The organism is Dongia sp. (assembly GCF_041918875.1).
In the GTDB taxonomy this organism is placed as follows: domain Bacteria; phylum Pseudomonadota; class Alphaproteobacteria; order Dongiales; family Dongiaceae; genus Dongia.
Genome location: NZ_JAYRUV010000008.1, coordinates 175,034 through 199,780, shown reverse-complemented (window position 1 = coordinate 199,780; position 24,747 = coordinate 175,034). Strand labels below are relative to the sequence as shown.

At 63.6% G+C, this 24,747-nt stretch carries 23 protein-coding genes and 1 pseudogene; 5 read left to right on the top strand and 19 right to left on the bottom strand.

Annotated elements, in window-relative coordinates; all coding sequences use genetic code 11:
- Nucleotides 1–62 precede the first annotated feature (62 nt).
- From ACE3TY_RS10750 to ccsA, 12 genes are all read right to left on the bottom strand, one after another.
- Complete coding sequence (locus ACE3TY_RS10750) at nt 63–887, bottom strand: inositol monophosphatase (protein WP_374653024.1); 825 nt, start codon at nt 885–887, stop codon at nt 63–65.
- Complete coding sequence (locus ACE3TY_RS10745; RefSeq protein ID WP_374653023.1) at nt 884–1,141, bottom strand: hypothetical protein; 258 nt, start codon at nt 1,139–1,141, stop codon at nt 884–886. Before ACE3TY_RS10745 ends, ACE3TY_RS10750 begins: the two co-directional genes overlap by 4 nt.
- On the bottom strand, nt 1,138–2,433 hold the full coding sequence (gene hflX, locus ACE3TY_RS10740) for a GTPase HflX (RefSeq protein WP_374653037.1): 1,296 nt from the start codon (nt 2,431–2,433) through the stop codon (nt 1,138–1,140). Before hflX ends, ACE3TY_RS10745 begins: the two co-directional genes overlap by 4 nt.
- A gap of 118 nt (nt 2,434–2,551) precedes the next feature.
- Nucleotides 2,552–2,803 carry an RNA chaperone Hfq gene (gene hfq, locus ACE3TY_RS10735; protein ID WP_298684627.1) on the bottom strand — a complete coding sequence of 84 codons (252 nt, stop codon included), beginning with the start codon at nt 2,801–2,803 and terminating at the stop codon, nt 2,552–2,554.
- Nucleotides 2,804–2,981: 178 nt separating this feature from the next.
- Nucleotides 2,982–3,632, bottom strand: coding sequence for an HAD family hydrolase (locus ACE3TY_RS10730; protein ID WP_374653022.1), 651 nt, complete (start codon nt 3,630–3,632; stop codon nt 2,982–2,984).
- Nucleotides 3,629–4,507, bottom strand: coding sequence for a D-amino-acid transaminase (locus ACE3TY_RS10725; protein ID WP_374653021.1), 879 nt, complete (start codon nt 4,505–4,507; stop codon nt 3,629–3,631). Before ACE3TY_RS10725 ends, ACE3TY_RS10730 begins: the two co-directional genes overlap by 4 nt.
- A 28-nt stretch (nt 4,508–4,535) precedes the next feature.
- Complete coding sequence (locus tag ACE3TY_RS10720; RefSeq protein WP_374653020.1) at nt 4,536–5,942, bottom strand: sigma-54-dependent transcriptional regulator; 1,407 nt, start codon at nt 5,940–5,942, stop codon at nt 4,536–4,538.
- A 31-nt stretch (nt 5,943–5,973) separates the two neighbouring features.
- Entirely contained in the window at nt 5,974–8,265 is a 2,292-nt protein-coding gene (locus ACE3TY_RS10715) for an ATP-binding protein (RefSeq protein ID WP_374653019.1), read from the bottom strand.
- A 3-nt stretch (nt 8,266–8,268) separates the two neighbouring features.
- Nucleotides 8,269–9,714 (bottom strand): nitrogen regulation protein NR(I), encoded by a 1,446-nt coding sequence (gene ntrC / locus ACE3TY_RS10710; RefSeq protein ID WP_374653018.1) that lies wholly within the window; start codon nt 9,712–9,714, stop codon nt 8,269–8,271.
- A 4-nt stretch (nt 9,715–9,718) separates the two neighbouring features.
- Nucleotides 9,719–10,864, bottom strand: a complete 1,146-nt coding sequence (locus tag ACE3TY_RS10705) for a nitrogen regulation protein NR(II) (RefSeq protein ID WP_374653017.1) — start codon at nt 10,862–10,864, stop codon at nt 9,719–9,721.
- Nucleotides 10,861–11,850: a tRNA dihydrouridine synthase DusB gene (dusB, locus tag ACE3TY_RS10700; RefSeq protein ID WP_374653016.1), complete on the bottom strand. Its 990-nt coding sequence runs from the start codon at nt 11,848–11,850 to the stop codon at nt 10,861–10,863. Before dusB ends, ACE3TY_RS10705 begins: the two co-directional genes overlap by 4 nt.
- Nucleotides 11,851–11,943: 93 nt before the next feature.
- A complete protein-coding gene (gene ccsA, locus ACE3TY_RS10695) occupies nt 11,944–12,741 on the bottom strand; it encodes a cytochrome c biogenesis protein CcsA (RefSeq protein WP_374653015.1) in 798 nt (265 codons plus the stop codon).
- Between the two features lie 64 nt (nt 12,742–12,805).
- Between ccsA and ACE3TY_RS10690 the strand changes: the two genes are divergently transcribed.
- The 5 genes from ACE3TY_RS10690 (at nt 12,806) to ACE3TY_RS10670 (ending at nt 17,341) form a co-directional block, all read left to right on the top strand.
- On the top strand, nt 12,806–14,002 hold the full coding sequence (locus tag ACE3TY_RS10690; RefSeq protein WP_374653014.1) for a bifunctional 2-C-methyl-D-erythritol 4-phosphate cytidylyltransferase/2-C-methyl-D-erythritol 2,4-cyclodiphosphate synthase: 1,197 nt from the start codon (nt 12,806–12,808) through the stop codon (nt 14,000–14,002).
- Between the two features lie 26 nt (nt 14,003–14,028).
- On the top strand, nt 14,029–14,502 hold the full coding sequence (locus ACE3TY_RS10685) for a CinA family protein (protein ID WP_374653013.1): 474 nt from the start codon (nt 14,029–14,031) through the stop codon (nt 14,500–14,502).
- A gap of 13 nt (nt 14,503–14,515) precedes the next feature.
- Nucleotides 14,516–15,316 (top strand): hypothetical protein, encoded by an 801-nt coding sequence (locus ACE3TY_RS10680; RefSeq protein ID WP_374653012.1) that lies wholly within the window; start codon nt 14,516–14,518, stop codon nt 15,314–15,316.
- A 204-nt stretch (nt 15,317–15,520) separates the two neighbouring features.
- Nucleotides 15,521–16,090, top strand: a complete 570-nt coding sequence (gfa, locus tag ACE3TY_RS10675; RefSeq protein ID WP_374653011.1) for an S-(hydroxymethyl)glutathione synthase — start codon at nt 15,521–15,523, stop codon at nt 16,088–16,090.
- Between the two features lie 27 nt (nt 16,091–16,117).
- Nucleotides 16,118–17,341 (top strand): patatin-like phospholipase family protein, encoded by a 1,224-nt coding sequence (locus ACE3TY_RS10670; protein ID WP_374653010.1) that lies wholly within the window; start codon nt 16,118–16,120, stop codon nt 17,339–17,341.
- A gap of 82 nt (nt 17,342–17,423) precedes the next feature.
- On the opposite strand, the gene ACE3TY_RS10665 is transcribed toward ACE3TY_RS10670, so the two are convergent.
- The 7 genes and pseudogenes from ACE3TY_RS10665 to ACE3TY_RS10635 all read right to left on the bottom strand — a co-directional run bounded on the left by ACE3TY_RS10665 (nt 17,424) and on the right by ACE3TY_RS10635 (nt 24,714).
- Nucleotides 17,424–18,230, bottom strand: coding sequence for an MBL fold metallo-hydrolase (locus tag ACE3TY_RS10665; protein ID WP_374653009.1), 807 nt, complete (start codon nt 18,228–18,230; stop codon nt 17,424–17,426).
- On the bottom strand, nt 18,227–19,009 hold the full coding sequence (locus tag ACE3TY_RS10660) for a TatD family hydrolase (RefSeq protein ID WP_374653008.1): 783 nt from the start codon (nt 19,007–19,009) through the stop codon (nt 18,227–18,229). The genes ACE3TY_RS10665 and ACE3TY_RS10660 overlap by 4 nt, the downstream gene beginning before the upstream one ends.
- Before the next feature lie 2 nt (nt 19,010–19,011).
- Nucleotides 19,012–20,586: pseudogene (gene metG / locus ACE3TY_RS10655) on the bottom strand (methionine--tRNA ligase); the annotation flags it as partial.
- Nucleotides 20,587–20,702: 116 nt separating this feature from the next.
- Nucleotides 20,703–21,839 (bottom strand): DNA polymerase III subunit delta', encoded by a 1,137-nt coding sequence (locus ACE3TY_RS10650; protein ID WP_374653007.1) that lies wholly within the window; start codon nt 21,837–21,839, stop codon nt 20,703–20,705.
- A gap of 3 nt (nt 21,840–21,842) precedes the next feature.
- Nucleotides 21,843–22,484, bottom strand: a complete 642-nt coding sequence (tmk, locus tag ACE3TY_RS10645; RefSeq protein WP_374653006.1) for a dTMP kinase — start codon at nt 22,482–22,484, stop codon at nt 21,843–21,845.
- 7 nt (nt 22,485–22,491) lie between these two features.
- On the bottom strand, nt 22,492–23,637 hold the full coding sequence (locus tag ACE3TY_RS10640; protein WP_374653005.1) for a D-alanyl-D-alanine carboxypeptidase family protein: 1,146 nt from the start codon (nt 23,635–23,637) through the stop codon (nt 22,492–22,494).
- A 126-nt stretch (nt 23,638–23,763) separates the two neighbouring features.
- The gene (locus ACE3TY_RS10635; RefSeq protein WP_374653004.1) at nt 23,764–24,714 is read right to left on the bottom strand and encodes a septal ring lytic transglycosylase RlpA family protein; all 951 of its coding nucleotides are present in this window, start codon (nt 24,712–24,714) and stop codon (nt 23,764–23,766) included.
- Between the last annotated feature and the right edge of the window lie 33 nt (nt 24,715–24,747).

The window sequence follows — 24,747 nt, the reverse complement described above, 5'->3', positions numbered from 1 at the left end:
GCTCCCTGACTTTCATTCTGCCATCCACCGCCATGCGGTTCATGACAACAAGTATCTCGCCTTCACCCTTCCCCAAACAGCTTCTCATGCACGTCGCGCCAGGTGTCGCGGCTGGTGGCGGAGAGGATGCCGGAGGCTGAAAGCGCCATGCTGGGGCGGTAGGTTTCGTCGGCGCGGATGTAGGCAATATGGCCGCCGAGTTCGCGGATGATCATGGCGCCGGGCGCGTGGTCCCATGGCATGATGCCGCTGAAGAAGGTGAAATCTATCTCACCCTTGGCCATGCGGACGTAATCGATGCCAGCGGCGCGCGAGCTTTTCACCTGGGTGAGGCGATCGCGCCGCTTGTCAACCAAGGCAGCAATCCCGGGGACACCGCGCGAGCCGTAGGCCAGCACGCCCCTTGGGGCGCTGGCAGGCGCAAAGCGCTTGATGCTGCGTCCGTCGATGACGACACCCCCGCCCTGCTCGGCGATAGTCATTTCGCCGGAGACGGGATGGTAGATCCAGCTGGCGAGGATGTCGTCCCCCTGGATGAGTGCCAGCATGGAGACGAAGCCTTCCTTGCCGCCGGCGAAATTGCCGGTGCCGTCGATCGGGTCCACCACCCAGACCGGGGCGTCGCCCGCCAGGGCGTTCATGACGTTCGGGTCCTTGGCCGTCGCCTCCTCGCCCACCACGACCGAACCGGGGAGCAAGCCGATGAGCCGCGGCGTCAGGGCGATCTCGGCCGATTCATCGGCAATAGTGACGAAATCGCCCGGCGATTTCTGGCGCGTGTCGCCTTCCCTGAGGTTGCGGAAGCGCGGCAGGATTTCGACCGCCGCCACTTCGCGGATGAGGCTGGCGACCTTGTCGAGGTCGATGCGGGGCAGTGTCACGCTCACTTGCGGCCTTCGATCCATTCGCGGATGTCGTTCTCGCTGTGGAGATAGTCGGCGCCGGATTTGACGTCGAGCGAGGCTGCGAGGCGCAGCAGGTGCCACATTTCCGGATCGACCGCTTCCGGGTCTTCGCTCTCGATATTCTCCTGTACCTCGGTCGCCCACTCGGCGGCGGCAAGGCGGCTGCTGGTGCCGTCGAGAACGGCTTCCAGTACATTCACCACTTCCTGGCGCGTCGGGACCGGGATACTGCTCATCGACGCTCTCCTTCACTCTTCTGGGCATGTTCGAACTGGCGTTCGAAACGCTGGATGTCTTCCGGGGCGAGGCGCACGGTAATCTCGGTGCGTTCGTCATCGTCTTTGCGCTCAAGCACCTCGCCATGGGCATAGAGCCAGGCCATGGCGGCGCCGTCTTCGTGACGCAAGGGATAGGTCACGGTTTGGCGCTGCGCCGAAAGGCGCGTATCGATGGCGGCGAGCAAGGCATCGAGCCCCTCGCCCGTCAGCGCCGAAATGGGCCGCAGGCGCGGGTCGCGCGCCGCCTGCGCCGCCAGCGCATCGCGCTCGGCCGCCTCGAGCAGATCGGTCTTGTTGAGGACCTCGAACATCGCGTCGGTGACTTCATGGCCGATCCCCAGCCCCGCCAGTACCGCTTCGACATCAGCCTTCTGCCCGTCGGTTTCGGGATGCGCCACGTCGCGGACATGGAAAATGACGTCGGCTTCCAGCACTTCTTCGAGGGTTGCGCGGAACGCGGCCACCAGCTCGGTCGGCAGGTCGGAGATGAAACCCACTGTGTCGGACAGGATGATTTCACGCCCCGAGGGCAGGCCGACCCGACGCATGGTCGGATCGAGTGTGGCGAACAGCAGATCCGCCGCCATGACCGAGGCCTTGGTCAGGCGGTTGAAGAGTGTCGACTTGCCGGCGTTGGTGTAGCCAACTAGGGCCACCACGGGATAGGGCACGCGCTTCCTGGCCTGGCGATGCAGGGCGCGGGTGCGCTTGACGTCGTCGAGATCCTTCTTGATGCGCACGATGCGTTCGTCGATGAGCCGCCGGTCCATTTCGATCTGGCTTTCGCCGGGACCGCCGATGAAGCCGAACCCGCCGCGCTGGCGTTCGAGATGGGTCCAGGACCGCACCAGGCGCGAGCGCTGATAGGAAAGAGCCGCAAGCTCAACCTGCATCTGGCCTTCACGGGTGCGGGCGCGCTCGCCGAAGATTTCGAGGATAAGGCCGGTGCGGTCGATGACCTTCACCTTCCACTCGGTTTCCAGATTGCGCTGCTGCACCGGGGTCAAGGCCGCGTCGAAGACGACGAGGCCGATTTCCTCCGCCTCGATCAGCGCCGCGATGCGCTCGACATTGCCCATGCCCATCAGCGTGTTGGGCTTTGGGTCGCCCACGCGCACGACCTCGCCCGCCGCGACATTGAGGTCGATGGCGCGTGCCAAGCCGCAGGCTTCTTCAAGGCGTGTCTCCGGCGAACGGCCCCCGCTATATTGCGCGCGGGGGCCGGTCTTGAAGGCCGGATGGATGACCAGGGCGCGGTCGCCATGGCGGATGCCGTCGACGTCGGTATGGGCGCCGCCGGCTCGATCGATCGTTGCGGTCAATTTCCTACTTTCGTGGGTGAATACCCTGTCATGCCGATCAAGCCGTTCAGGCCTCGTCGCCCTCTTTCACGGGTTCGAACAGCTGAATGGGCGTTCCCGGCATGATGGTCGAAATCGCGTGCTTGTAGACCAGCTGGACATGGGAGTCGCGGCGCAACAGCACGGAGAAATTGTCGAACCATGTGACGATGCCCTGCAATTTCACACCATTGACCAGGAAGATCGTGACAGGAATCTTGTTCTTGCGGATGTTATTGAGGAAGACGTCCTGGACGCTTTGTGATTTTTCGTTTGCCATCGTCCGATCCTTTTCTCATTGGGCCCGTTTCGAGCCGTTTCGTTATTGGTACCTGCCTCAGCCGCACGGGATCCCCGCCCGGCCACGACCCCGACCTAGACAAGTGGTTAACACAGAACTTGACAGAATGAAATCTCTGTCGCCCGAAGCGGCGCGGGATCGTGGTGGAGAATCGGGATCAGAGAGCCTGGAGGGCGGCCTGAAGTCCTGAAAGCGCAGGAAAATAGTGCTGTGGCGCTGCATCGCCGAACTCGCCCTCATGTGGCGGCTGGGGTCGCACCAGGATCGGTACGCAGCCATTGTTATGGGCGCAGACCAGGTCGATATCGGTGTCGCCGATGAACCAGACATGGCGCCCCGGCTGCAGCCTGCCCGGGTTGAGGGCCAGTTGGACATGTTCGCCGGCCGGCTTGTCGCGGGCGGCATCCCCGGCTCCGGCCAGTGCGGAGAAATATCCGTCCCAGCCGAGATGGGCCGCTTCCTGGCGCAGATAAGGCCCGCGTTTGTTGCTGACCACGCCTAGATAGAAGCCCGCCTCCGCCGCCCAGGCGAGAAGGTCGGCCGCTCCAGCCAGAGGCTTCAGCTCCAGGAGGTGCAGGCCTTCGAAGGAATCGTAAAAGATCTTCTCGGCCTCCTTCCAGCGGTCACCGAAGAGGCCGGGGAAACTGTCGCGCAGGGAGGCGCGGATGCGGGTCTCGGCGTCGGAGCGCGACCAGCGCGGATGCCCCATGGCCTCGAGCGTGGTGTTCATCGCGGCGTGGATGACGGCCCAGGAATCGACCAGGGTATTATCCCAGTCGAACAACAGGGCAGTGGGCTTCGTGCTCATCGTTCACCCGCGCGTCGGGCAGCCTCGATCTGGCGGGCGACATTGTCGAGGTAGATTTGCCGCAGTTGCAGGGTGACCGGCCCGGGCCTGCCCTCGCCCACCTTCTTGCCGTCGATGCTGGTGACGGGTAGGACAAAGGCAGAGGATGAGGTGATGAAGGCTTCGTCGGCCGCCAGTGCCTCGGCCAGCGTGAAGCTGCGTTCGACCAGTTTCACGCCGGTCCTGCCGGCAAGCTCCAGCAGCGACAGCCGCGTAATGCCGCCCAGAATGTCGTTGTTCTTCGGGTAGGTGACGACCTCGCCACCCTTCACGATCCAGGCATTGGTCGAGGAGCCTTCGGTTACCGCGCCCTGCGCATCGACCAGCCAGGCCTCGAACGCCTTGGCTTCGAACGCCGCCTGCTTGGCCAGGACGTTTGGCAGCAGCGAGAGCGATTTGATGTCGCGTCTGGTCCAGCGGATATCGGGTTGGCTGGAGATGGCGACGCCGTTTCTGAGTACCGCCTCGGACGGTGGAGCCAGGCGCTTCGTCGTGATGACGAGGGCGCTCTTGGCCTGGGCCGGGAATTTATGGTCGCGGGGGGCGACGCCGCGCGTCACCTGTAAATAAATGATGCCGCGGGCGAGGCCGTTCCTCGCCATCAGTTCGCGCAGGATGAGCTTCAAGACCGGGCGCGTCACCGGCCAGGCTATCATCAGTTCATTGAGTGAATATTCGAGCCGGTCGAGATGCGGCTCCTCGTCGATGAGGACGCCGTCGATCACCGGCACGACTTCGTAGACGCCGTCGGCGAACTGGTAGCCGCGATCCTCGACATGCACCATGGCCTGGGCATGCGGCACATAGCGGCCGTTGACATAGGCAAGACGGCCCATTTTCAGATGATCCTCATGTGATGTGGTTCTACGCCCCTTCCGGCTTCAGGCCGCCTTCGCGCTCGTTGGTGTTGATGCCGAGCGAGCGCAGCTTGCGGTGAAGTGCCGAGCGCTCCATGCCGACGAAATTGGCGGTACGGGAGATGTTGCCGCCGAAACGGGCGACCTGGCTTTCGAGATAGCGGCGTTCGAAAATCTCGCGTGCTTCGCGGAGCGGCAGCGACATGACCTCGGTCCCCTCGGCAAGCGATGCCGGGGCGATGGAGACGGAGCCGATATCGGGCGGCAGCATGTCGGCGCGGATCGGTTCGTCCGGGGCGCCGCCGGTCATGATCAGCAGCCAGTCGATGACATTGCGCAGCTGGCGCACATTGCCGGGCCATTCATTGGCCTGTAGCACGGCGATCGCATCCTCCGCGAGGTGTCGCGCCGGCAGGCCGGTTTGCTCGGAGGCACGCGCCATGAAGAAATCCAGCAGGTCGACGATATCGTCGCGGCGCTCCTTGAGCGGCGGCAGCCGCATCGGGACGACATTGAGGCGATAGAAGAGATCCTGGCGGAAACGGCCGGCATTCATTTCGGCCTGCAGGTCGCGGGCCGTCGCGGCGATGACGCGGACGTCGACCTCGACACGGGTCTTGCCGCCGACGCGCTCGAATGTCTGTTCCTGCAGCACGCGCAGGATCTTGCCCTGGGTTTCCAGCGGCATGTCGGCCACTTCGTCGAGCAGTAGCGTTCCGCCATGGGCTTGCTCGAGAAAGCCGATCTTGGCCGCTCCTTCCCCGTCCCGCTCCAGGCCGAAGAGTTCGCTCTCCAGCCGGTCGGGGTGCATGGTGGCGCAGTTCAGGACAACGAACGGGCCGCTGGCACGCTTGGAGCGCTTGTGCAGCAACCTTGCCGCCACTTCCTTGCCGCTGCCCGGGGGGCCGGAGAAAAGAACGCGGCTGCCCGTGGGTGCTACGCGTTCGATCGCCAGGCGCAGTTGCAGGATGGCCTGGGAGGAACCGATGAGTTCCCCTTCCCCGCCGGCACGATGCTTCAGATCCTCGACCTCGCGCCGGAGGCGCGCGGCTTCGAGGGCGCGTTCGATGGTGAGCAGCAGGCGGTCGGCCTTGAACGGTTTCTCGATGAAATCGTATGCGCCATTCTTGATCGCGGTGACGGCGGTCTCGATATTGCCGTGGCCGCTGATCATGATGACGGGCACTTCCGAGAATTCGCCCTTCAGGATCTCGAGCAGGCCCATGCCGTCGAGCGTCGAATTGTTGAGCCAGATATCGAGGATAATGAGGTTCGGCCGGCGGCTGCGCAATTGCACCAGGGCCGCATCGCTGTCGCCCGCCTCGCGTGCCTGGAAGCCCTCGTCGCCCAGAATGCCGCTGATCAGAAGGCGAATGTCCGCTTCGTCATCGACGATCAGGATGTCGCGCGCCATACCTCAGTGCCCCATTCCATTCACCGGACGGCTATCTGCTGGCGATCTGCAGGCCGGGTGCCGCAGCGTTGCCCTGCATTTGCGGGGTATCGAGCGGGAAGCTCAAGGTCACCACCGCACCGCCGCCGGGCCGATCAGCCAATGACAAACGACCACCGTGATCCTCCATGATCTTCTTGACGATGGCGAGACCCAGGCCGGTACCCTTGCTGCGTGTCGTCACATAGGGCTCGGTCAGGCGCTCGCGGCCCTCCTTCGGCAGCCCCTTGCCGTTATCGGCCACACTGAGCAGCAACGCATCGCCCTCGCGCCTTATCCATAAATGGATATGCCCCGGCGTCAAGAGGTCTTCCGCCGCACGCGCGCGCCCTTCCTCCAGACGCCCCTCGATGGCATCTGCGGCGTTCTGCAGCAGATTCGTGAGGGCGCGGTTGAACTGGCTCGAGTCGCACTGGATCGTCACCGGGATCTCCGGCAGGTCGAGCGAATAGTCGATCGCTGGATGGGCACTCTGCTGCAGGAAAACCAATTCCTTGGCCAGGGCCACCGGACTTTCCAGGTTGAGTACCGGTGCCGGCATGCGCGCGAAGGCGGAGAATTCATCGACCATGCGGCCGATATCGCCGACCTGGCGGATGATCGTGTCGGTGCAGACCGTGAAGGTGTCGGGGTCGTCCGATATCTGCTTCAGGTATTTGCGCTTCAGCCGCTCGGCGGAAAGCTGAATGGGCGTCAGCGGATTCTTGATCTCGTGCGCGATGCGGCGGGCGATGTCCGACCAGGCCGCCTTGCGCTGGGCCGAGAGCAGCTCGGTCACGTCGTCGAACGTAACGACGAGGCGGATATGGTCGTCCTCGCCACGCTCCGAAACGACACGGACATGGAAGGTACTTGTCGTGCCGCCGCGGCTGAGGGAGATCTGGCCGTCGGCGGTGCCGGAACTGCGCTGCTGAGCGTGGGCCAGCAGATCGGCCATTTCCGGCACCAGGTCGGCAACCGGCTGGCCGATGCCCTGGTCGAGATCCTGGCCCAGCAAGAGGGAGGCCGAACGGTTGGCGAAATCGACGATACCGGTTTCGGTGACGCCGATGACGCCCGCGGAAACGCCGGAGAGAATGAGGCCGGTCAGGCGGCTGCGGTCGTTGAGGTCGCGGTTGGCGGAAATGAGCGCCGCTTGCTGGCTTTGCAGCTGCGAGACCATCACGTTGAAAGTTCGACTGAGCGCCGCCAGCTCATCGCCGCGCGAACCGACCTTGACTCGGGCCGAGAGATCGCCGCCGCCAACCTTCTCCGCGGCGATCGCCAGGCGTGACAGCGGCTTCACCAGCTTGCTGGCGGAAACGATGGCATACCAGACGGCACCGAGCAGCATCAGCAGGGCCAGAACCGCATAGATGACGCCGACGGTAATCTGCAGCGCCGAGCGGTCGCGTTCCAGATAGCGATAGAGCCGGACGGCGTCTTCATTGCCACGCACGGCGCTTAAGACCCGGTCGTCGATGAGGCGGCCGGTATAAAGATAGAGCCCGGCCAGGGGATCGAGCAGGATCAGCGCGCGGACACGGTCGCCGGTCGGCATGAGGAGGATCGCTTTTTCGCCCCGGTCGGCCTTGTCGAAGGCGTCCTCCGGGATGTCCAGGCTGAATTCCATCATCACGCTGAAGCTGGAGCGTGCGACGACCTGCAGGCGGCGATCGATAACGATGCCCTCCGAGAGGCCGCGGAGATTGAGTTGACGATCAAGGATCGCCTGGAACCGGTCCGGATTGCCGATATCGGCAAGGCCACTCAGCTGGATTTCGGCGGCGATGGCCGAGGTATCGTCGCCGATGCGCTGCTGCGATTCGACCAGATAGGATTGCGCGACATTGAGCGAACTTTCGACGGCGTTCTTGATGCGGTCGGAAAACCAGGTGCTGAGGCCGTAATTGAGGAAGGCCACCGAAAATATCGAGACGACGATGGTCGGGATGACGGCGATGAGCGCGAACATCACCACCATGCGGGCATGGAGGCGTGCTCCGGCCAGGCCCTTGCGCTGTCCCATCCAGAGAAGCACGGCGCGCCGCGCGATGATCGTCGCCAGTGCCAAAGCCACAATCAGATCGCCGGTCAGCAGCCAGGTCACCATCCTGACCGGCTCTTCGGTATCCCAGACATCGGTAAGTGCGAAATAGGTCATGAGGCCGAGGACACCGCCGGCCAGCATGAGAAAGATAGCGAAAAGGCGCTCGAAACCCACCTCGACCGCCCACCGCTTCAAGGCGCGGCGGCGCGAGACCCGGCCGGGCCTGGTCGCAGCGCTGGTATCCGGTGCAGTCACGACCTAGCGGCCCCCGCGCGTCGGCTGAAGTTCCAACTCCTTGAGCTTCTTGCGCAGAGTATTGCGGTTGAGCCCGAGAAGGTCGGCAGCGCGAATCTGGTTGCCGCGCGTCGCCTCCATCGAGATGGCGAGCAGCGGCCGTTCGACTTCATGCAGGATGCGGTCATAGAGTCCGCGCGCCGGGAGGGCGCCTTCATGTGCATCGAAATAGGCGCGGAGGTGGCGTTCCACCGATTGACCGAGCGTCTCGTCGCTGGCGCGGGTGCCGACATTGGCAGCCTGTTCCTGCGCCTTCAACTGTTCGCTGACGATACGCGCGTCGATGGCCGGTTCGCTGTAGAGGACCGCAATGCGGCGCATGAGGTTTTCAAGCTCGCGCACATTTCCCGGCCAGCGGTGACGCTTCAGCAGAGTCTGCGCCTCGGGGTCGAGCGCCTTCAGCGGCAAGCCTTCCGCCGCGATCTGTTCAAGGAAATGGCGGGCAAGATCGGGAATATCCTCCACCCGGTCGCGCAAGGGCGGCAAGGTTATCGGCACGACATTGAGACGGTAATAGAGATCTTCGCGGAAGCGGCCCTGCTGGATGAGCTGGCGCAGGTCGCGATGCGTCGCCGCAACGATGCGCACATCGGCGCGGATCGGGGTGCGCCCGCCGACGGGTGTGAATTCGCCCGATTGCAGCACGCGCAGGAGGCGCGTCTGCGCCTCGAGCGGCATGTCGCCGATTTCGTCGAGGAACAAGGTGCCACCGGAGGCCGCCTCGAACTTGCCGATGCCGCGCTGAATGGCACCGGTGAAGGCCCCCTTCTCATGGCCGAAGAGTTCGCTTTCGATGAGTTCGCGCGGGATTGCCGCCATGTTCACGGCAACGAAGGGCCGATCGCGGCGGCGGCCGAAATCATGGAGTGCTCGGGCGACCAGTTCTTTCCCGGTGCCGGATTCGCCGTGGATGAGCGCCGTCATGTCGGTACCGACGAGGCGCGCGACGACGCGGTATATCTCCTGCATCGCCGCCGAACGGCCGATGATCGGCAGCTTATCTTCCTTGACGGCGCTCGGCGCCGGGGTGGCAACGCTGTCATTGCGCGGCCGCGTCAGGGCGCGATCGACCGCCGCGGTCAAAGCGCCAAGATCGAAGGGCTTCGGCAAATATTCGAAAGCGCCCCGCTCCGTCGCCTTGATGGCGGTCAGGATGGTATTCTGCGCGCTCATGACGATGATGGGAATGTCGGGCCGCTCGGCCTTGATGCGCGGGACTAGGTCGAGCCCGTCGCCATCCGGCATCATGACATCGGTAATGATCACATCGCCTTCGCCGCCCTTGACCCATTGCCACAGGGTTGCCGCGTTGGCGGCGGTCTTCACCAGATGGCCGCGTTCGGCGAGCGCCTGGCTCAGCACCATGCGGATGGCACGGTCATCGTCGGCTATGAGGACGGTCTTGCTCATCGGGTCATGCGTCTCCACGGCCATCGGCAATCGGCAGGATCACGGAAAAAGTGGTGCGTCCAGGCTGGCTGTCGCAATCGATGAGCCCGCCATGGTCGGTGACGATCTTGGCGACCAGTGCCAGGCCCAGACCCTTGCCGCCGGCCTTGCCGCTGACGAAGGGTTCGAAAAGCTGCGCCTTCAGGGCTTCGGGCACGCCGGAGCCATTATCCTGCACCGTGATGACGAGACCAAGGCGGCGACGCGAGGCCGCTCCCGGTTCGCTGACCGAAAGACCGGGGCGATAGCGCGTATTCAGCACGATCGCCCCGCCCGACGCCGGCACGGCTTCCGCCGCATTCTTGAAAAGATTGAGAAAGACCTGAATCAGTTGATCGCGATTGCCAAGTACCGGCGGCAAGGAGGGATCGTATTCCTCGCGGAAGGCAACATCGCGGCCGAAGCCGGCCTGCGCGAGGCGGCGCACATGCTCAAGCACTTCGTGAATGTTGACCGGCTGCATTGGCGCGGGACGGGAATCCGTGAAGACCTCCAACCCGTTCACCATGCCGACGATGCGGTCGGTCTCCTCGCAGATCAGCTGCGTCAGCTGGCGGTCGCTGGCGGAAACCTTGGATTCAAGAAGCTGTGCCGCACCCCGGATGCCGGAGAGTGGGTTCTTGACCTCATGCGCCAGCATGGCCGCAATCGCCTTGGCCGAGCGGGCGGCATCGCGGCTGACAGCCTGCTGGGCAAGGCGCCATTCGAGGCCGCGATCCTGCAGCAGCAAGGCCACGTGACCGGCCGGATGGCTGAGCATCGCCACATCGACCGCCGCATGTTCGACGGTGAGACGCGGTCCGGACAGCGACATGTCGGATTCGCCGACCGCACTGGCCCCAGCCCTGGTCGCGTCGATCAGCGCAAAGAGCGGCGAATCCGCCGCGATATGCTCGTTGAGCGGTTTCGAGATGAGTTGCGCGCGACTGAGGCCGAGCAGCACTTCGGCGGCCGCGTTGACGCTGCTGACCCGGTTGCCGGCATCGAGCGCAATGATGGCGAGCGGCAGGGCCTCCAGCAAGGCCAAGGCATCGGGCAGCAGCGGAAGATTGCGGGTTCCCGGCGCCAAGGCCAGCTTCGGGATCGCGACGGCTGGCGAGGCGCGGTTCATGCCGCTTCCTGCTGGTCGAGCTGCGGCTCGTAGAATTCGCGGATCGCGGCCATTGTCAGTTCCGGCGTCTCGAGCGTGTTGATGCGCACGCGGAACTCGGCCGAACCGGTATGGCCCTTGGAATACCAGGCGACGTGCTTGCGTGCGATCTTAAGGCCGGTATCGCGGCCGTAATGCTCGATCATCGCCTCGTAATGCGCCATCAGCAGTTCGTACTGCCGCCACAATGGCGGGTCCTGCAGGCGTTCGCCGGTCTTGAGGAACTTGATCACCTGGTTGGGGAACCAGGGCCGTCCATAGGCGCCGCGCCCGATCATGACACCGTCGGCGCCGCTGAGATCGAGGGCTTCCTTGGCCTTCTCCACGGTCGTGATGTCGCCATTGACGATGACGGGGATCGAGACCGCTTCCTTGACCTTGCGCACGAAGCTCCAATCGGCTTCGCCGGCATACATCTGGCAGCGCGTGCGGCCATGGACGGTGATCATCCTGATGCCGCTGTTCTCGGCGATGCGCGCAAGGTTCGGTGCATTGAGATTGTTCGAATCCCAGCCCATGCGCATCTTCAGCGTCACGGGCAAGGCAACGGCGTTCGCCGTGCTTTCCAGAATCCTGCCGGCATGCACCTCGTCGCGCATCAAGGCCGAACCGGCATGGCCGTTGACGACCTTCTTCACCGGGCAGCCGAAATTGATGTCGATGATGGCCGCGCCCCTGTCCTCGTTGAGCTTGGCGGCTTCGCCCATCACCTTGGGCTCGCAACCCGCCAACTGGACGGACATCGGTGCCTCTTCGGCGCAGTTCGTGACCATCTTCATGGTCTGCCGGGTTTGGCGGATCATCGCCTCGCTGGCGATCATTTCGGAAACGACCAGGCCGGCCCCTTCCTGTTTCACCAGGCGGCGGAACGGCATGTCGGTGACGCCGGACATGGGCGCCAGGATAACGGGATCCTCGATCTTGATCGGACCGATGTGAATGCTCATTTTTCGGGCAACCGAGTTCAATGCCTATTTCTTAGGCGATTTCTACCTTTATCTCTCGCAATTGCAATAGAAAAGGCGCGCTGTCGCTGAAAATCATCCGATCAGCACATCCTTGACGAATTTGACACCCGGATAGCCCAGGGTCAGCAGCAGATAGCCCGCCAGCACCCACCGTGCCGCCCGACGCCCGCGCATGCCGGTGACCTTGTGCGCAATAAGCAGGGCAGCGAGGACGAGGAACGCCAGAATCGATAAAAGCACCTTGTGTGTCACGGCCGGCCAGGCACCCGTTTCCATGAAGGTGTTGGCAAAGCCGCTGGCCAGGGCCGCTGCCATGAAGATCGCAGCCCAGGTCAGCAGCTTGATCTGCAATTCCTCGGCCGTCATCAGCGGTGGCAGGGCAAGTTCCGACCAGCCGGAGTGGCGCTTCTTGAGCGCACGTTCCTGGATAAGGACGGCAAGACCCGCTATGGCCCCCAGAGTCAGCACACCGTAGCTGGCGACAGCCAGGACGACATGGGCCCGGAACCAGCCGGCCGAGGCGATGTAAGGTGCCGGCTCGCTGAAGGACGCAAAGAGCAGCGCCAGCACGGCGACGACCAGCAGGTAGGGCAGCAGCAGCGCGCTCAGCCGGTATGCTTCGGCGTTCACCAGATTGAGTGCCGTGAAGGCGATGAGGGCAACGGCGCAGCTGGCCCATAGATTGGCTGAAAGGCCCGCCTCCCAGCCATTGGCGAGCGACTGCGCAAAAACGCCCGTACTGCCGGCAATCGCCGCCGCGAGAAACAGCCAGAACTGGAAGTTTCGCTGCAGCTTGGCGGTGACGGCGAGGATGGCCAGCGGCAGGAGGGTCAGCAGGCCGGCGATTTGAAGATTCAGTGGGCTCGACATGGCGCGCATTATGGTGAGGCGTCGCCCCCTTGGCAAACCAGATCGGATGCCCTAGAGAGCCATCATGTCACAGGCTCAAAATCCCCAGGAACCAAAGGTCATTGCCCTCATCGTCGCCGCCGGCAGCGGCAGCCGCATGGGTAAGGACATGCCCAAGCAATATCTGCCCTTGGGCGGCAAGACGGTGCTGCGCCATTCCCTGGAAACATTCCGCCGTCATCCGCGCATTGCCGGTGTGCGGGTGGTGATCAACGATGCCTTGCGCGATCTTTACGAGGCGGCGGTGGCCGGCCTCGATCTGCTGGCGCCGGTCGCCGGCGGCAAGCGGCGGCAGGATTCGGTCCGCCTGGGCCTAGAGAGTCTCGCTGGCGAACAGCCCGACCTGGTCCTCATCCACGATGCGGCGCGGCCCTTCATCGATGCCGCGACCATCGACCGGACCATCGATACCTTGGCCCATCACGAAGGCGCGCTGGTCGCGGTGCCGGTGGTGGATACGTTGAAGCGCGGGGCGGAAGCGGATGGCACCGTCTTCAGTGGTGCGACGGTCGACCGGACCGGATTGTGGCGGGCGCAGACGCCGCAGGGGTTCCGCTTCGCGCCCTTGCTGGCCGCGCACCGCCAAGCGGCCGCCGGGCCGGAAATGACCGACGACGCAGCGGTCGCGGAAGCTGCCGGCATGAAGGTGGTCCTGGTTCCGGGCCATGAGGACAATTTCAAGATCACGGCTCCGGCCGATCTCGAACGCGCGGAGCGCATGATGAGCGAGCAGATGGAATACCGCACAGGCAACGGCTTCGATGTGCACCGCCTCATTCCCGGCGATGGCGTCATCATGTGCGGGATCACCATTCCCTATCATCAGAAGCTGGAAGGGCATTCCGACGCCGACGTCGGCATGCATGCGCTGACCGACGCCATCCTGGGCGCCATCGGTGCCGGCGATATCGGCCAGCATTTCCCGCCCTCCGACCCGCAATGGCGCGGTGCCGCCTCGTGGAAGTTCCTGGCACATGCAGCCAAGCTGGTGACCGACAAAGGCGGTCGCATCGCTCATTGCGATGTCACGCTCATTTGCGAGAGGCCCAAGGTGGGACCGCACCGAGCTGCAATGCAGGCCAGACTCGCCGAAATCCTGGGGCTTGCCCCGGACCGCGTCAGCGTCAAGGCGACGACCACGGAACAGCTTGGCTTCACCGGCCGCGGCGAAGGTATCGCCGCGCAGGCCACGGCCACCGTGGCCCTTCCCCTGACCGCCTGAGGAACTGCGATGGCTGAGGAACTGCGATGGACGTAGCCGGCCTTCTCGACCTCTACCGGCGGAACGGACTCAGAATCGCTACTGCCGAAAGCTGCACCGGCGGCTTGGTGGCGGCGAGCCTTACCGCGATCGCCGGTTCGTCGGATGTGTTCGAACGCGGCTGGATCACCTACTCCAACCAGGCCAAGAGCGAAAGCCTGGGCGTGCCGCCGGAACTGATCGCCGACAAGGGCGCGGTCAGCCTGGAAGTGGCCGAGGCGATGGCCAAGGGCGCCCTGCGCCGCTCGCAGGCTGATGTAGCCGTCTCGATCACCGGCATCGCTGGGCCGGGTGGCGGTTCCGAGGAGAAGCCGGTCGGGTTGGTCTTTATCGGCCTGGCGCGCAAGGACGGCTGGTCGCAGGTCGAACGCTGCGTCTTTCCCGGCAACCGCGACGCCGTGCGGGCACATTCGGTGGCTCGCGCGCTGGCGCATCTCGCCACGGCCTTGACGGCCCGCTGAACTCCGTGATTCCGTGACACGGCTCCTCGGCATCGATTTCAGCGGCGCGCAGGATGCCGGCCGCAAGATCTGGGTCGCCGAAGCGCGGAGCTGCGATGGGCCCCTGGAGATCGGGAGTTGCCGGCCGGCGGAGGATCTTCCCGGCGGCGGCAAGCGGCCGGATTTTGCCATTGCCGCCCTCGCCCGCTTCATCACGGCCGAGCCGGACACGATCGCCGGATGCGATTTTCCATTCAGCCTGCCGCTGGAATTGGTGCGAGCCGGGACATGGCGCGAATTCGCGCTCGGTTTCCGGCGGCGCTTTGCCGATCCGCAGAATTTCCACGATCTTTGTCATCGCGACACCGGCGGCATCGAGGTGAAGCGCCGCACCGACCGCGAAGACCGGACGCCGTTCAACTCCTTTAATCTGCGCCTCTACCGTCAGACCTGGTGGGGCATCGGGCACTTGCTGGCGCCATTGGTGGCAAGCGATGCGGCGCGGATATGGCCGCAGATGCAGCGCCATCCGAAGAAGCCGCTGATCGTCGAGGTCTGCGCCGCCTGCTCGCTCATCCGGCTCGACGTCTATCCGTCCTACAAGGGCAAGTCGCCGGCGCATCGCCAAGCGCGGCAGCGCATTCTGGAGCATCTCGTCGCGCGCGGATTCCTGGCGCCGCCGCGGCGGTGCTTGCGCGCGCTGCTGCTCGACAATCGGGGCGGCGATGCGCTCGACGCGGTGATCGGCGCCATTGCCGTCAACCGCTGCCGGATCGGCCATAAGCGCGACCGCATCGACCGACTGGAAGGCCGTGTCTATTACGATCTGGATTGAGTGTCGTTGGCCCGCGCCGCGGCGATCGTTCTCCCCATGTGCGCGTTATGATCGCAGTCCTTTCACCTGGGAAGGCAAGCTGCAAACGAAATATTCTGACCTCACCTTCCTCTCGACCCTGCCGCCCAAACGGGCCTAGGATCGCTGGCCGCATCGTGCGGCCAGAAGCGTGATCAACACGCAGCAGATCTGGGAGGATCAGGCATGGCTCTTTCAATCCATCCGGCTGTCGACAAGGGATTCAAGCCCGCCAGGCCGGGCTTCGCCGGCGGTACGCTGCACTGCAAATGCGCCAAGGACCCGGTCGAAGTGACGGTCGGCAGCCAGTCGGCGTACAATCATGTTTGCGGCTGCACCAGATGCTGGAAGCCCGCGGGCGCCCTTTTCAGTCAGATCGCTGTGGTGCCGCGCGACAAGCTTGCCGTCACCAAGCATGCCGAGAAACTGAAGATCGTCGATACCAATGCGCCGCTGCAGCGCCATGCCTGTACCGGCTGCGGCACGCACATGTACGCCCGCATTGAGAACGAAGGCCATCCGCTCCATGGCTTCGACTTCATCCACACCGAACTGTCAAACGAGGAAGGCTGGGCGCCGCCGGAATTCGCCGCCTTCGTGTCCTCGATCATCGAAAGCGGAGCAGACCCCGCAAATATGGAGGCGGTCCGCGCGAGGTTGCGCGAGCTCAAGCTGGAGCCCTATGATTGCCTGTCGCCGTCGATCATGGATCTCATCGCCACGCATACGGCAAAGGCCAAGGGCGTGCTGAAATAGGGCGGTCGCGTAACGACGGGGGAAAAGATGCAGCTGGCTGTATCGCCGTCTTGCCGTCACCTGCGCGTGCTGCTTTGCGGTGTCCTTCTCTGTTTGACCGCCGCATGCACGGCCGTTCCGCGGCAGGCCGAGCCGCCGGGAAGTGCCGGCAAGGCGTCGATCAGCGGATTCAAGGACATCCGCTACCTGGTCTTCACCCACCCTGAAAGCGTGCGGACCATGTTGCGGCAGGCGTTCGTGGAAGAGACGCCGGACTGCTACGAGGTGCTGACCGACGGCACGCGCGTCTACAATTATCTGGCTGTCTCCGGCGGTGGTTCCGACGGCGCTTTCGGCGCGGGCCTGCTCAACGGCTGGACTGCGGCCGGCGGCAGGCCGCATTTCAAGGTCGTCACCGGCGTGAGCACCGGCGCGCTTATTGCCCCCTTCGCCTTCCTGGGGCCGCAATATGACGGCACGCTGAAGAAGGCCTACACGACGGTAGATCAGAGTCGCGTCTTCATCGTGCACTCTCTGCTCTCGATCCTGTGGCAGGAATCGCTCACCGACACGGCACCGCTGCGGGAGATGGTCGCCTCGTTTATCGACGACAAGGTGCTGGCCGACATCGCTGTCGAACATGCCAAGGGCCGCCGCCTGCTCGTCGCGTCGACCAATCTCGATGCCGAGGAACCGGTCATCTGGGATCTCGGCGCCATCGCCAGCAGCAAGTCCAAGGACAAGCTGAAGCTTTTCCGGTCGATCCTGGTCGCGTCGGCTGCGATCCCGGCGGTCTTTCCGCCGGTCTTGTTCGAGGTCGAGGTGGACGGCAGGAAGTATGACGAGATGCATGTCGATGGCGGCGTGTTCTTCCAGTCCTTCTCCATCGGTTCCATCATCGACCTGCCGACGACGATCAAGGCGGCGCATCCGGACTATTCCGGCAAGTTCGTGCAGCGACTCTATGTCATCCGCAACGGCCGCATCACGCCGGCCCCGAAGGAAGTCGAACGCGGTCTTTCCAGTATCGCGGTGCGTGCCATCGGTTCGATGTTCAAGGTCTCCGGTATCAACGATCTGTGGCGACTCTACCTCTCCACTATCCATGACGAGATCGAATTCCGCTATATCGCCATACCGATCGAATATAAGGGAACGACGGAACAGCAGTTCAACGAAGCCGAGATGATCAGCCAGTTCAGTTACGGAGAGAAGATGGCCATCCAGGGCATTCCATGGATGACGACACCACCAGGCTATGCGATCAAGTAGACGGCGGCACCCGCATTGGACGGTCTGCGCGGCGCTCTATTATATCCTATATCCGGCGCCGTCTCCTGCGCAGGGCTTCTTGCTAATCGAGAGCGCTGATGAAATCCGGGATCTCGATCGTCAATCCGTCATAGGCGGGTTCGACACCCGCCGGGCAGCGCGCCTTGATGACGTCGTAATCGACCATGTGATTCATATGCGTCAGCACGGTGTGCTTGGGTTTGAGCAATTCGACCCAGGTCATGGCTTTGTCGAAATTGGCATGTGTCATATGCGGCTCAAAGCGCAGGCAATCGACGACGAAGAGGTCGAGCCCTTCGAGCCTGTCGAGGCTTTCGTCCGGCATTTCGACGCAGTCGGTCGAATAGGCCATGTTACCGATGCGATAGCCGGTCGACTTGGTTCCGAAACCGTGGTCCTGGACATAGGGAACGATGTCGATACCGCCGATGGCGAACGGTTGATCGCCGATCAGGTGCGATTGGATGAACGGCTTGTAAAGATGGCCGGATCCCTTGCTGTTCTGTGCAAAAGCGTATTCGAACCGGTGCCGTAGCGTCGCCAGGGTCTCGGCCGTGCCATAGACCGGCACCCGGTTGTCGATCGATTTGTCCTTGCTGCGCACGAAGCGCAGATCGTCGATGCCCTGGGTGTGGTCGGCATGGTCATGGGTATAGAGGACGGCATCGAGGTGATGAACGCCTGCATCCAGAACCTGTTCGCGGAAATCGGGACTGGTGTCGCAGATGATATTGATGTGCTTCTGCCGCACCAGGATGGAAACGCGCCGCCGCCGGTTCTTCGGATTTTCGGGATTGCATTCGCCCCAGCCGGGACCGATCAGCGGCACGCCGCCGGAACCGCCGCAGCCGAGAATGGTGACCTTCATGCCACCGCCTTGGTGAACAGGCGGTCGAAATTGGCGGTCGTCTGCCGCGCCAGATCGGCGACCGGGAGGCCGAGAAAATCCGCCACGAAGCTCGCCGTATGCTTCACGAAGGCCGGCTCGTTGCGCTTGCCGCGCATTGGGATGGGAGCGAGATAAGGCGAATCTGTTTCGACCAGCAGCCGGTCGTGCGGGATGGTTTTCGCGATATCTCTCAGGGCCGCCGCGTTCTTGAAGGTGACGATCCCAGAGAGCGAAATATAGAAACCCATCTCAAGCGCCGCGTCGGCCAGATATTGCGTCGAGGTGAAGCAATGTATGACGCCGGTAAGGCCGCCTTTCCTCGCACCTTCCTGCAGCAGCCGCACGGTATCTTCATCCGCATCGCGGCTGTGAACGACGATGGGCAGCCCGCTTTCGCGCGACGCCTCGATGTGCGTCGCGAAGACCTGCTGTTGCCGCTCGCGCGGGCTCTTGTCGTAGAAATAGTCGAGTCCGGCTTCACCAATTCCCACGACCTTGGGGTGCTTGGCCAGCGCAACCAGCCGCGCTGCGTCGACGTCGGGCTCGTACTCGGCCTCATGCGGATGAATGCCGACCGTGCAGCGTATGTTGTCATGGGCAGCAGCGATGGCAAGCACCTGATCGAACTTGGTTACCCGCGTGCAGATGGTCAGCATGCGTTCAACGCCATTCTCCCTGGCGCGCGTCAGAACCGCATCGAAATCCGCCCCGAAATCCTCGAAATCGAGATGGCAATGACTGTCGACGAGAGAAACCATGATCAACCCTTGGCTTCCTCGGGCTCGACATAGCGCGGGAAGATCGCCACCGGTGCCGGCAGCGAGGTGCCGCCCCTGATGCGCGCCTTGCCGCCGATCTGGGTGAAATCGCGCGCATCGGCCGGAATGCCGAGAATATCGAGCAGCCTGGCGGTCGCCTCCGGCATCACCGGCTGCGTGAGGATCGCCACCTGGCGCAGGACCTCGGCCGTCACCCACAGCACGGTGCCGAAGCGTTCCGGGTTGGTCTTCCGGAGCGCCCAGGGTTCGTTTCCGGCGAAATACCGGTTGGCTTCCGCAACCACCGCCCAGGTCGCCGTGAGAATCTGGTGGAGTGCAAAATCGCCCATGCTCTCCCGTGCCTTGTCGAGGAGCGCATCGGCCTGCTCCAGCATGGCGGCGTCTTCCTCGGTGAGCGCCGCCGGCTCCGGCAGCCTGCCGTCGAGATTCTTGGCGATCATCGAGAGAGAGCGCTGCGCCAGATTGCCCAGATCGTTGGCGAGATCGGCGTTCATGCGCTGCACGATCGCTTCGGGGCTGTAGCTGCCGTCCTGGCCGAAGGGCACCTCGCGCAGGAAGAAATAGCGCATGGCGTCGACGCCATAGACCTTGGCGAGGTTGAAGGGGTCGATGACATTGCCGACCGATTTCGACATCTTCTCGCCCTTGTTGAACAGGAAGCCGTGGCAGAAGACGCGCTTGGGCAGCGGCAGGCCCGCCGACATCAGGAAGGCAGGCCAATAGACCGTATGGAAACGCACGATATCCTTACCGATGATGTGCACATCCGCCGGCCAATAGACCGCACGCGGATGACTGGCGTCGGGCCAGCCGGTCGCCGAGACATAATTGGTGAGCGCATCGACCCAGACATACATGATGTGTTTCGGATTGCCGGGGACCGGGATGCCCCAATCGAAGGTGGTGCGGCTGATGGAGAGATCCTTCAGGCCGCCCTTTACGAAGCTCATCACTTCGTTGCGGCGCGCGTCCGGGCCGATGAAATCGGGCACACTCTCATAGAGTTCGATGAGCTTGTCCTGGAACTTGGAGAGGCGGAAGAAATAGCTTTCCTCCTCCACCCATTCCACCGGCGTGCCCGTGGGCGCCAGGCGCTTGCCGTCCGCGTTCTGCGAGAGCTCGCTTTCGTCGTAATAGGCTTCGTCGCGGACCGAATACCAGCCGGCATATTTGTCGAGATAGATATCGCCGGCCGCTTCCATCTTTTCCCACAGGGCGGCGCAGGTCCGATAGTGCCGCGCTTCGGAGGTGCGGATGTAATCGTCATTCGATGAATTGAGCGCCGGGCCCATCTCGCGGAAGCGTGCCGTGTTACGGTCGGCCAGTTCCTTCGGCGTCACCCCTTCCCGCTCGGCGGTCTGCTGCATCTTCTGCCCATGCTCGTCGGAGCCGGTCAGGAAGAAGACGTCGCGCCCGTCCAGGCGCATGAAGCGGGCGATCGCATCGGTCGCGATCAGCTCATAGCCATGGCCGATATGCGGGGCGCCATTGGGATAGGCAATGGCCGTGGTGATGTAGAATTTCTCTTTCGACATACTTCTATTTCCAAATGGCCGACGAAAACACTCTTCCCGTCATCCCCCGTGAAGGCGGGGGCCCACGAGTTAATTTTGACCAATTGCAGGCAAACTCGTGGATCGCCGGCCTGTGCTGACCATGACGGCGAGGGTACTTACCCTCGCGTCGAAGCGAGTACCAGCCAGGCGGTCGCCCATGCCTGCTTGCGGTCGAGATTGGCGCTGGCGACCCTGGCAAACAATCGGCTGACCTTTTCCCATGATTGCAGCCAGTGATCAAGGCTGGCAGCCCCTTTCAGGCGCTCCATCAGACCGGATTCCCCCGGAAAAACCTCAGCCATTTGGGGATCTTGTACGGCGGACCAGCGAATGAAGCGGGTCAGCCACCAATCCAGCAAGGTAACGGCGATCTCGAACTGCCCTTCACCTGCCTTACCCGTCAGCCTGTCGCCCAGCTTATGGAGGATATTGGTATCGTAATTCGGCCAGGATGAAAGAAGCTGGGCCATGGACTGGAACAGGTCCAGGCCGGCATTGTCGCTGCCGAACTCCAGGGCCCGGCCGAGAGAGCCCTCGGCCAGCGCCGTGCACAGGGCAAGTTCCGCGCTGCCCAGGTCGACACCGTGACGCTTCAGTTCCGAGACGATGACGGATTGCGGCAGCGGCTCCAGCGCCAGCTTGCGGCAGCGGGATCGGATGGTGGGCAGCAGGCGGCCGGGAGCATGCGAAATCAGCAGGATCACCGTGCGCGGTCGCGGTTCCTCCAGGATCTTCAGCAGCGCGTTGGCGGCATTGCGGTTGAGTTCGTCGGCCGAATCCACCACCAGCACGCGCCAGTCGGATTCACCCGGCGTCATATGCAGGAATTCGATCGCGCCGCGCACCTCGTCGATGGTTATCTCGGCGCGGAGCTTGCCTGTCTTCTCATTGGGGCTCCGGCGCAACACGCGCAGGTCCGAATGCGACAGCTCGCGCACGCGGCTGAAAATCGGATGATCGGGCGGAATATCCAGGCCGGTCGGTTCCGGAACCGGAACTGTTGCCGGTTCCTCGCCGAACAGCCCCATGCCGGCAGGCTCTGCCGGCGCCGGCGCCGCAAGGCCGTGGCTCAGCAGGAAACGCGCCATCCGGAAGGCAAGCGTGGCCTTGCCGATGCCGCGCGGCCCCGTGATCAGCCAGGCATGCGGCATGCGTCCGGAAGCGTAGGCGCGCAGGAAAGACGCCTCCGCCTCCTGGTGTCCCAGGAGATGTGCGGTCGCCTCAGGCGGTGGAAAACGCGCTTCGTCGGTCATGCGCTAGAGGCTGACGCCGAAACGCGCGGCAATCAAGCCGGCGATATCGGCAGCGACCGTTTCCCGATCGCGCGCGGCATCGACGACGCGGCAGCGCGCCGGATCGGCGGCGGCCAGGTGGCGGAAACCCTCGGCCAGGCGCCGATGGAAATCCACGCCCATGCGCTCGTAACGCTGTTCGGTTTCAGCACGGGCCAGGCCTTTTTCGACCGGCAGATCCATCATGATGGTAAGGCCCGGCTCGGTCGCCCCGACAATGTGCCGGCGCAGCGCCCACAGCCAGTCGAGATCGAGACCCTGGCCATAGCCCTGATAGGCCAGCGTGCTGTCGGCGAAACGGTCGCAGAGCACCCATCTGCCGGCAGCAAGGGCCGGGCGGATGACATGGACAAGGTGTTCGGCGCGGGCTGCGAAATGCAGCAAGGCTTCAGTCTCCGCCTGCCAGCGCCCCGCCCCGCCTTCGACCAGCAGGGCGCGGATTTCCTCCGCTCCCTTGGTGCCGCCGGGTTCTCGCGTCACCTCGACCGCATGGCCGGCCCGGACCAGCGTCTCGGCCAGGAGGCGGATCTGGGTCGATTTGCCGGCTCCCTCGCCCCCCTCGAACGTGACGAAGCGCAAGAGGCCCGGGATGGTGACCGGGGCCATCTTACGGTCAGTTCGCGCCGAAGACGAAATGCTGCAGCGCCGCCGCGATACGCCCGCCGAAGCTCAGATCGGCCACGTCCTTGGCCGCTACCAGCTTTGCCTTGGCCTGCGGCATGCCGGGAATGTCGATCACGAGTTCGCCGATTTCCTGGCCCTTCTGGATCGGCGCCTGGACCGGGCCCTGATAGACCGCTCTGGCGACGACCTTGTCGCGCTCGGAGCGCGGCAGGGTGACGAGCAGGTCCGATTCCACCGTGAGCGGCACCGTCTTCTCGGCGCCCATCCAGACTTCTGCTTCGCCCAGCACGGTGCCCGGCGTGGCGATCGTATAGTTGCCGTACTCCCGATAGGCCCAGTCGAGCAGGCCGCCAGCCTCATCGGCACGCTCCTGCATGCCCGTGAGACCGTGAACGACCATGATGATGCGCCGCCCGTCGCGGATGGCCGAGGCGGTCAGGCCAAATCCGGCCTCTTCCGTGTGTCCCGTCTTCAATCCGTCGACGCCAGATCCCTTGCGGTAGAGCAGCGGATTGCGATTGCCCTGCTTGATACCGTGCCAGGTGAATTCATGTTCCGAGAAATACCGGTAGTAATCGGGGAAGTCGTCGATGATGCGCCGCGCGAGCGTGGCAAGGTCCTTGGCAGTCATCAGGTGATTTGGATCGGGCAGGCCCGAAGCATTGACGAAGTTGCTGTCGGTGAGACCTATTTCCTTGGCTTTCTTGTTCATGCGGTCGGCAAAGGCTTCTTCCGAACCGGCAAGGCCTTCGGCCACGACGACGCAGGCATCGTTGCCCGACTGGATGATGATGCCGCGAATGAGATCCTCGACGGCGATCGCGGAATTGATCTCGACGAACATCTTCGAGCCCTGGGTGGACCAGGCCTTCTCGCTCACATGAAATGTGTCTGTCAGCTTGACGTCGCCGCGCTTCAAGGCGTCGAACAGCATATAGATGGTCATCAGCTTGCTCATCGATGCCGGATGGATGCGTTCCGTGGCAAGCTTGTCGAACAGGATGGCGCCCGTCTGATAGTCGACGATATAGGCATGCTGCGCATTGGTGACGAGCGGTTCGGCCAGCGCCCGCTGTGTCGCGGCGCTCAGAACGAGGCCGGTGCCAAGAACGCAAGCCAACAGAAACTTCAACATATTCCCGACCTCAGAAACTCTCTAGGACTCGCCCCAACAGGGCATATCAGCGCGGCAAATTGACCCCCGGACCCAGTAACGTCAAGCGCCATCCGGCCCCGGTTCGGACCCTGGGCCGAAAACCCCTCAGTTGACGGCGATGCGGGCATCCGGATGACCGGTATCGATCAATTTCTGCAGCAGCTGGTCCGCCTCGTCGACCGACGCGATCGGCCCCAGCTGGACGCGGTAGAAGCGCTGCTGGTTGAGCATGAACTGAGTAATGCGGGTCGGATGACCCAGGCCGGTGAGCTTCATCTGCAGCTGCTGCGCATTGGCCTGCCGAAGGAAAGCGCCGGCCTGAATGAAGATGTTGCTGGCCTTCACCGGCACCACCGAGACCTGGCCGGTCGGCTGCGGGATCTTGACGCTGCCGACGGCGGATTGCTTGGTGGGTTGAGCCTGGACCGTCGGTGCCGGAGCGGTGGCGCTGCCCGCGGGGGGCAGGGCCTGGGCGGTCACTGTGCCGGCCGGTGCCGCCGCCGGCGACGGGCTGAAGACATCGCCGCCCTGGGACGAGGCTTTCGCCGCCAGCAGCATGCTTTCTTCCTTCATCACCTGGACGCGGACCTTGGCGGTGCCGTTCTGCTCGAAACCAAGGAGCTGTGCGCCACGGCGCGACATGTCGATGACGCGGTTGTTGACGAAGGGACCGCGATCGTTGATGCGCACCACGATCGAGCGGCCATTCTCCAGATTGGTGACGCGCACCAGGGACGGCATCGGCAGCGTCTTGTGCGCCGCCGTCAGGTCGTTCTCGTCATAGGTCTCGCCGTTGGCTGTCGCCTTGCTGTGGAAGCCCGGCCCGTACCAGGATGCGATCCCGGTCTCGTCATAACTGTAATCCGCCTGTGGGTAATACCAGACACCCTTCACCTGATAGGGCTTGCCCACCTTATAGGGTCCGGTGACGCCCTGATCCTGGCGGGTGACAACCTTGGTCGTCTCGACGGCCAGGTTGGTCTCGGCGCAGCCAGCAGCCAGCGTCAGCAGGCCGAGGGTGGCAAGGAGACGAGAAAAGTGACGAAACCCCTGCATCTGGACCGCCCGGACCCCTGAATCATCAAGATA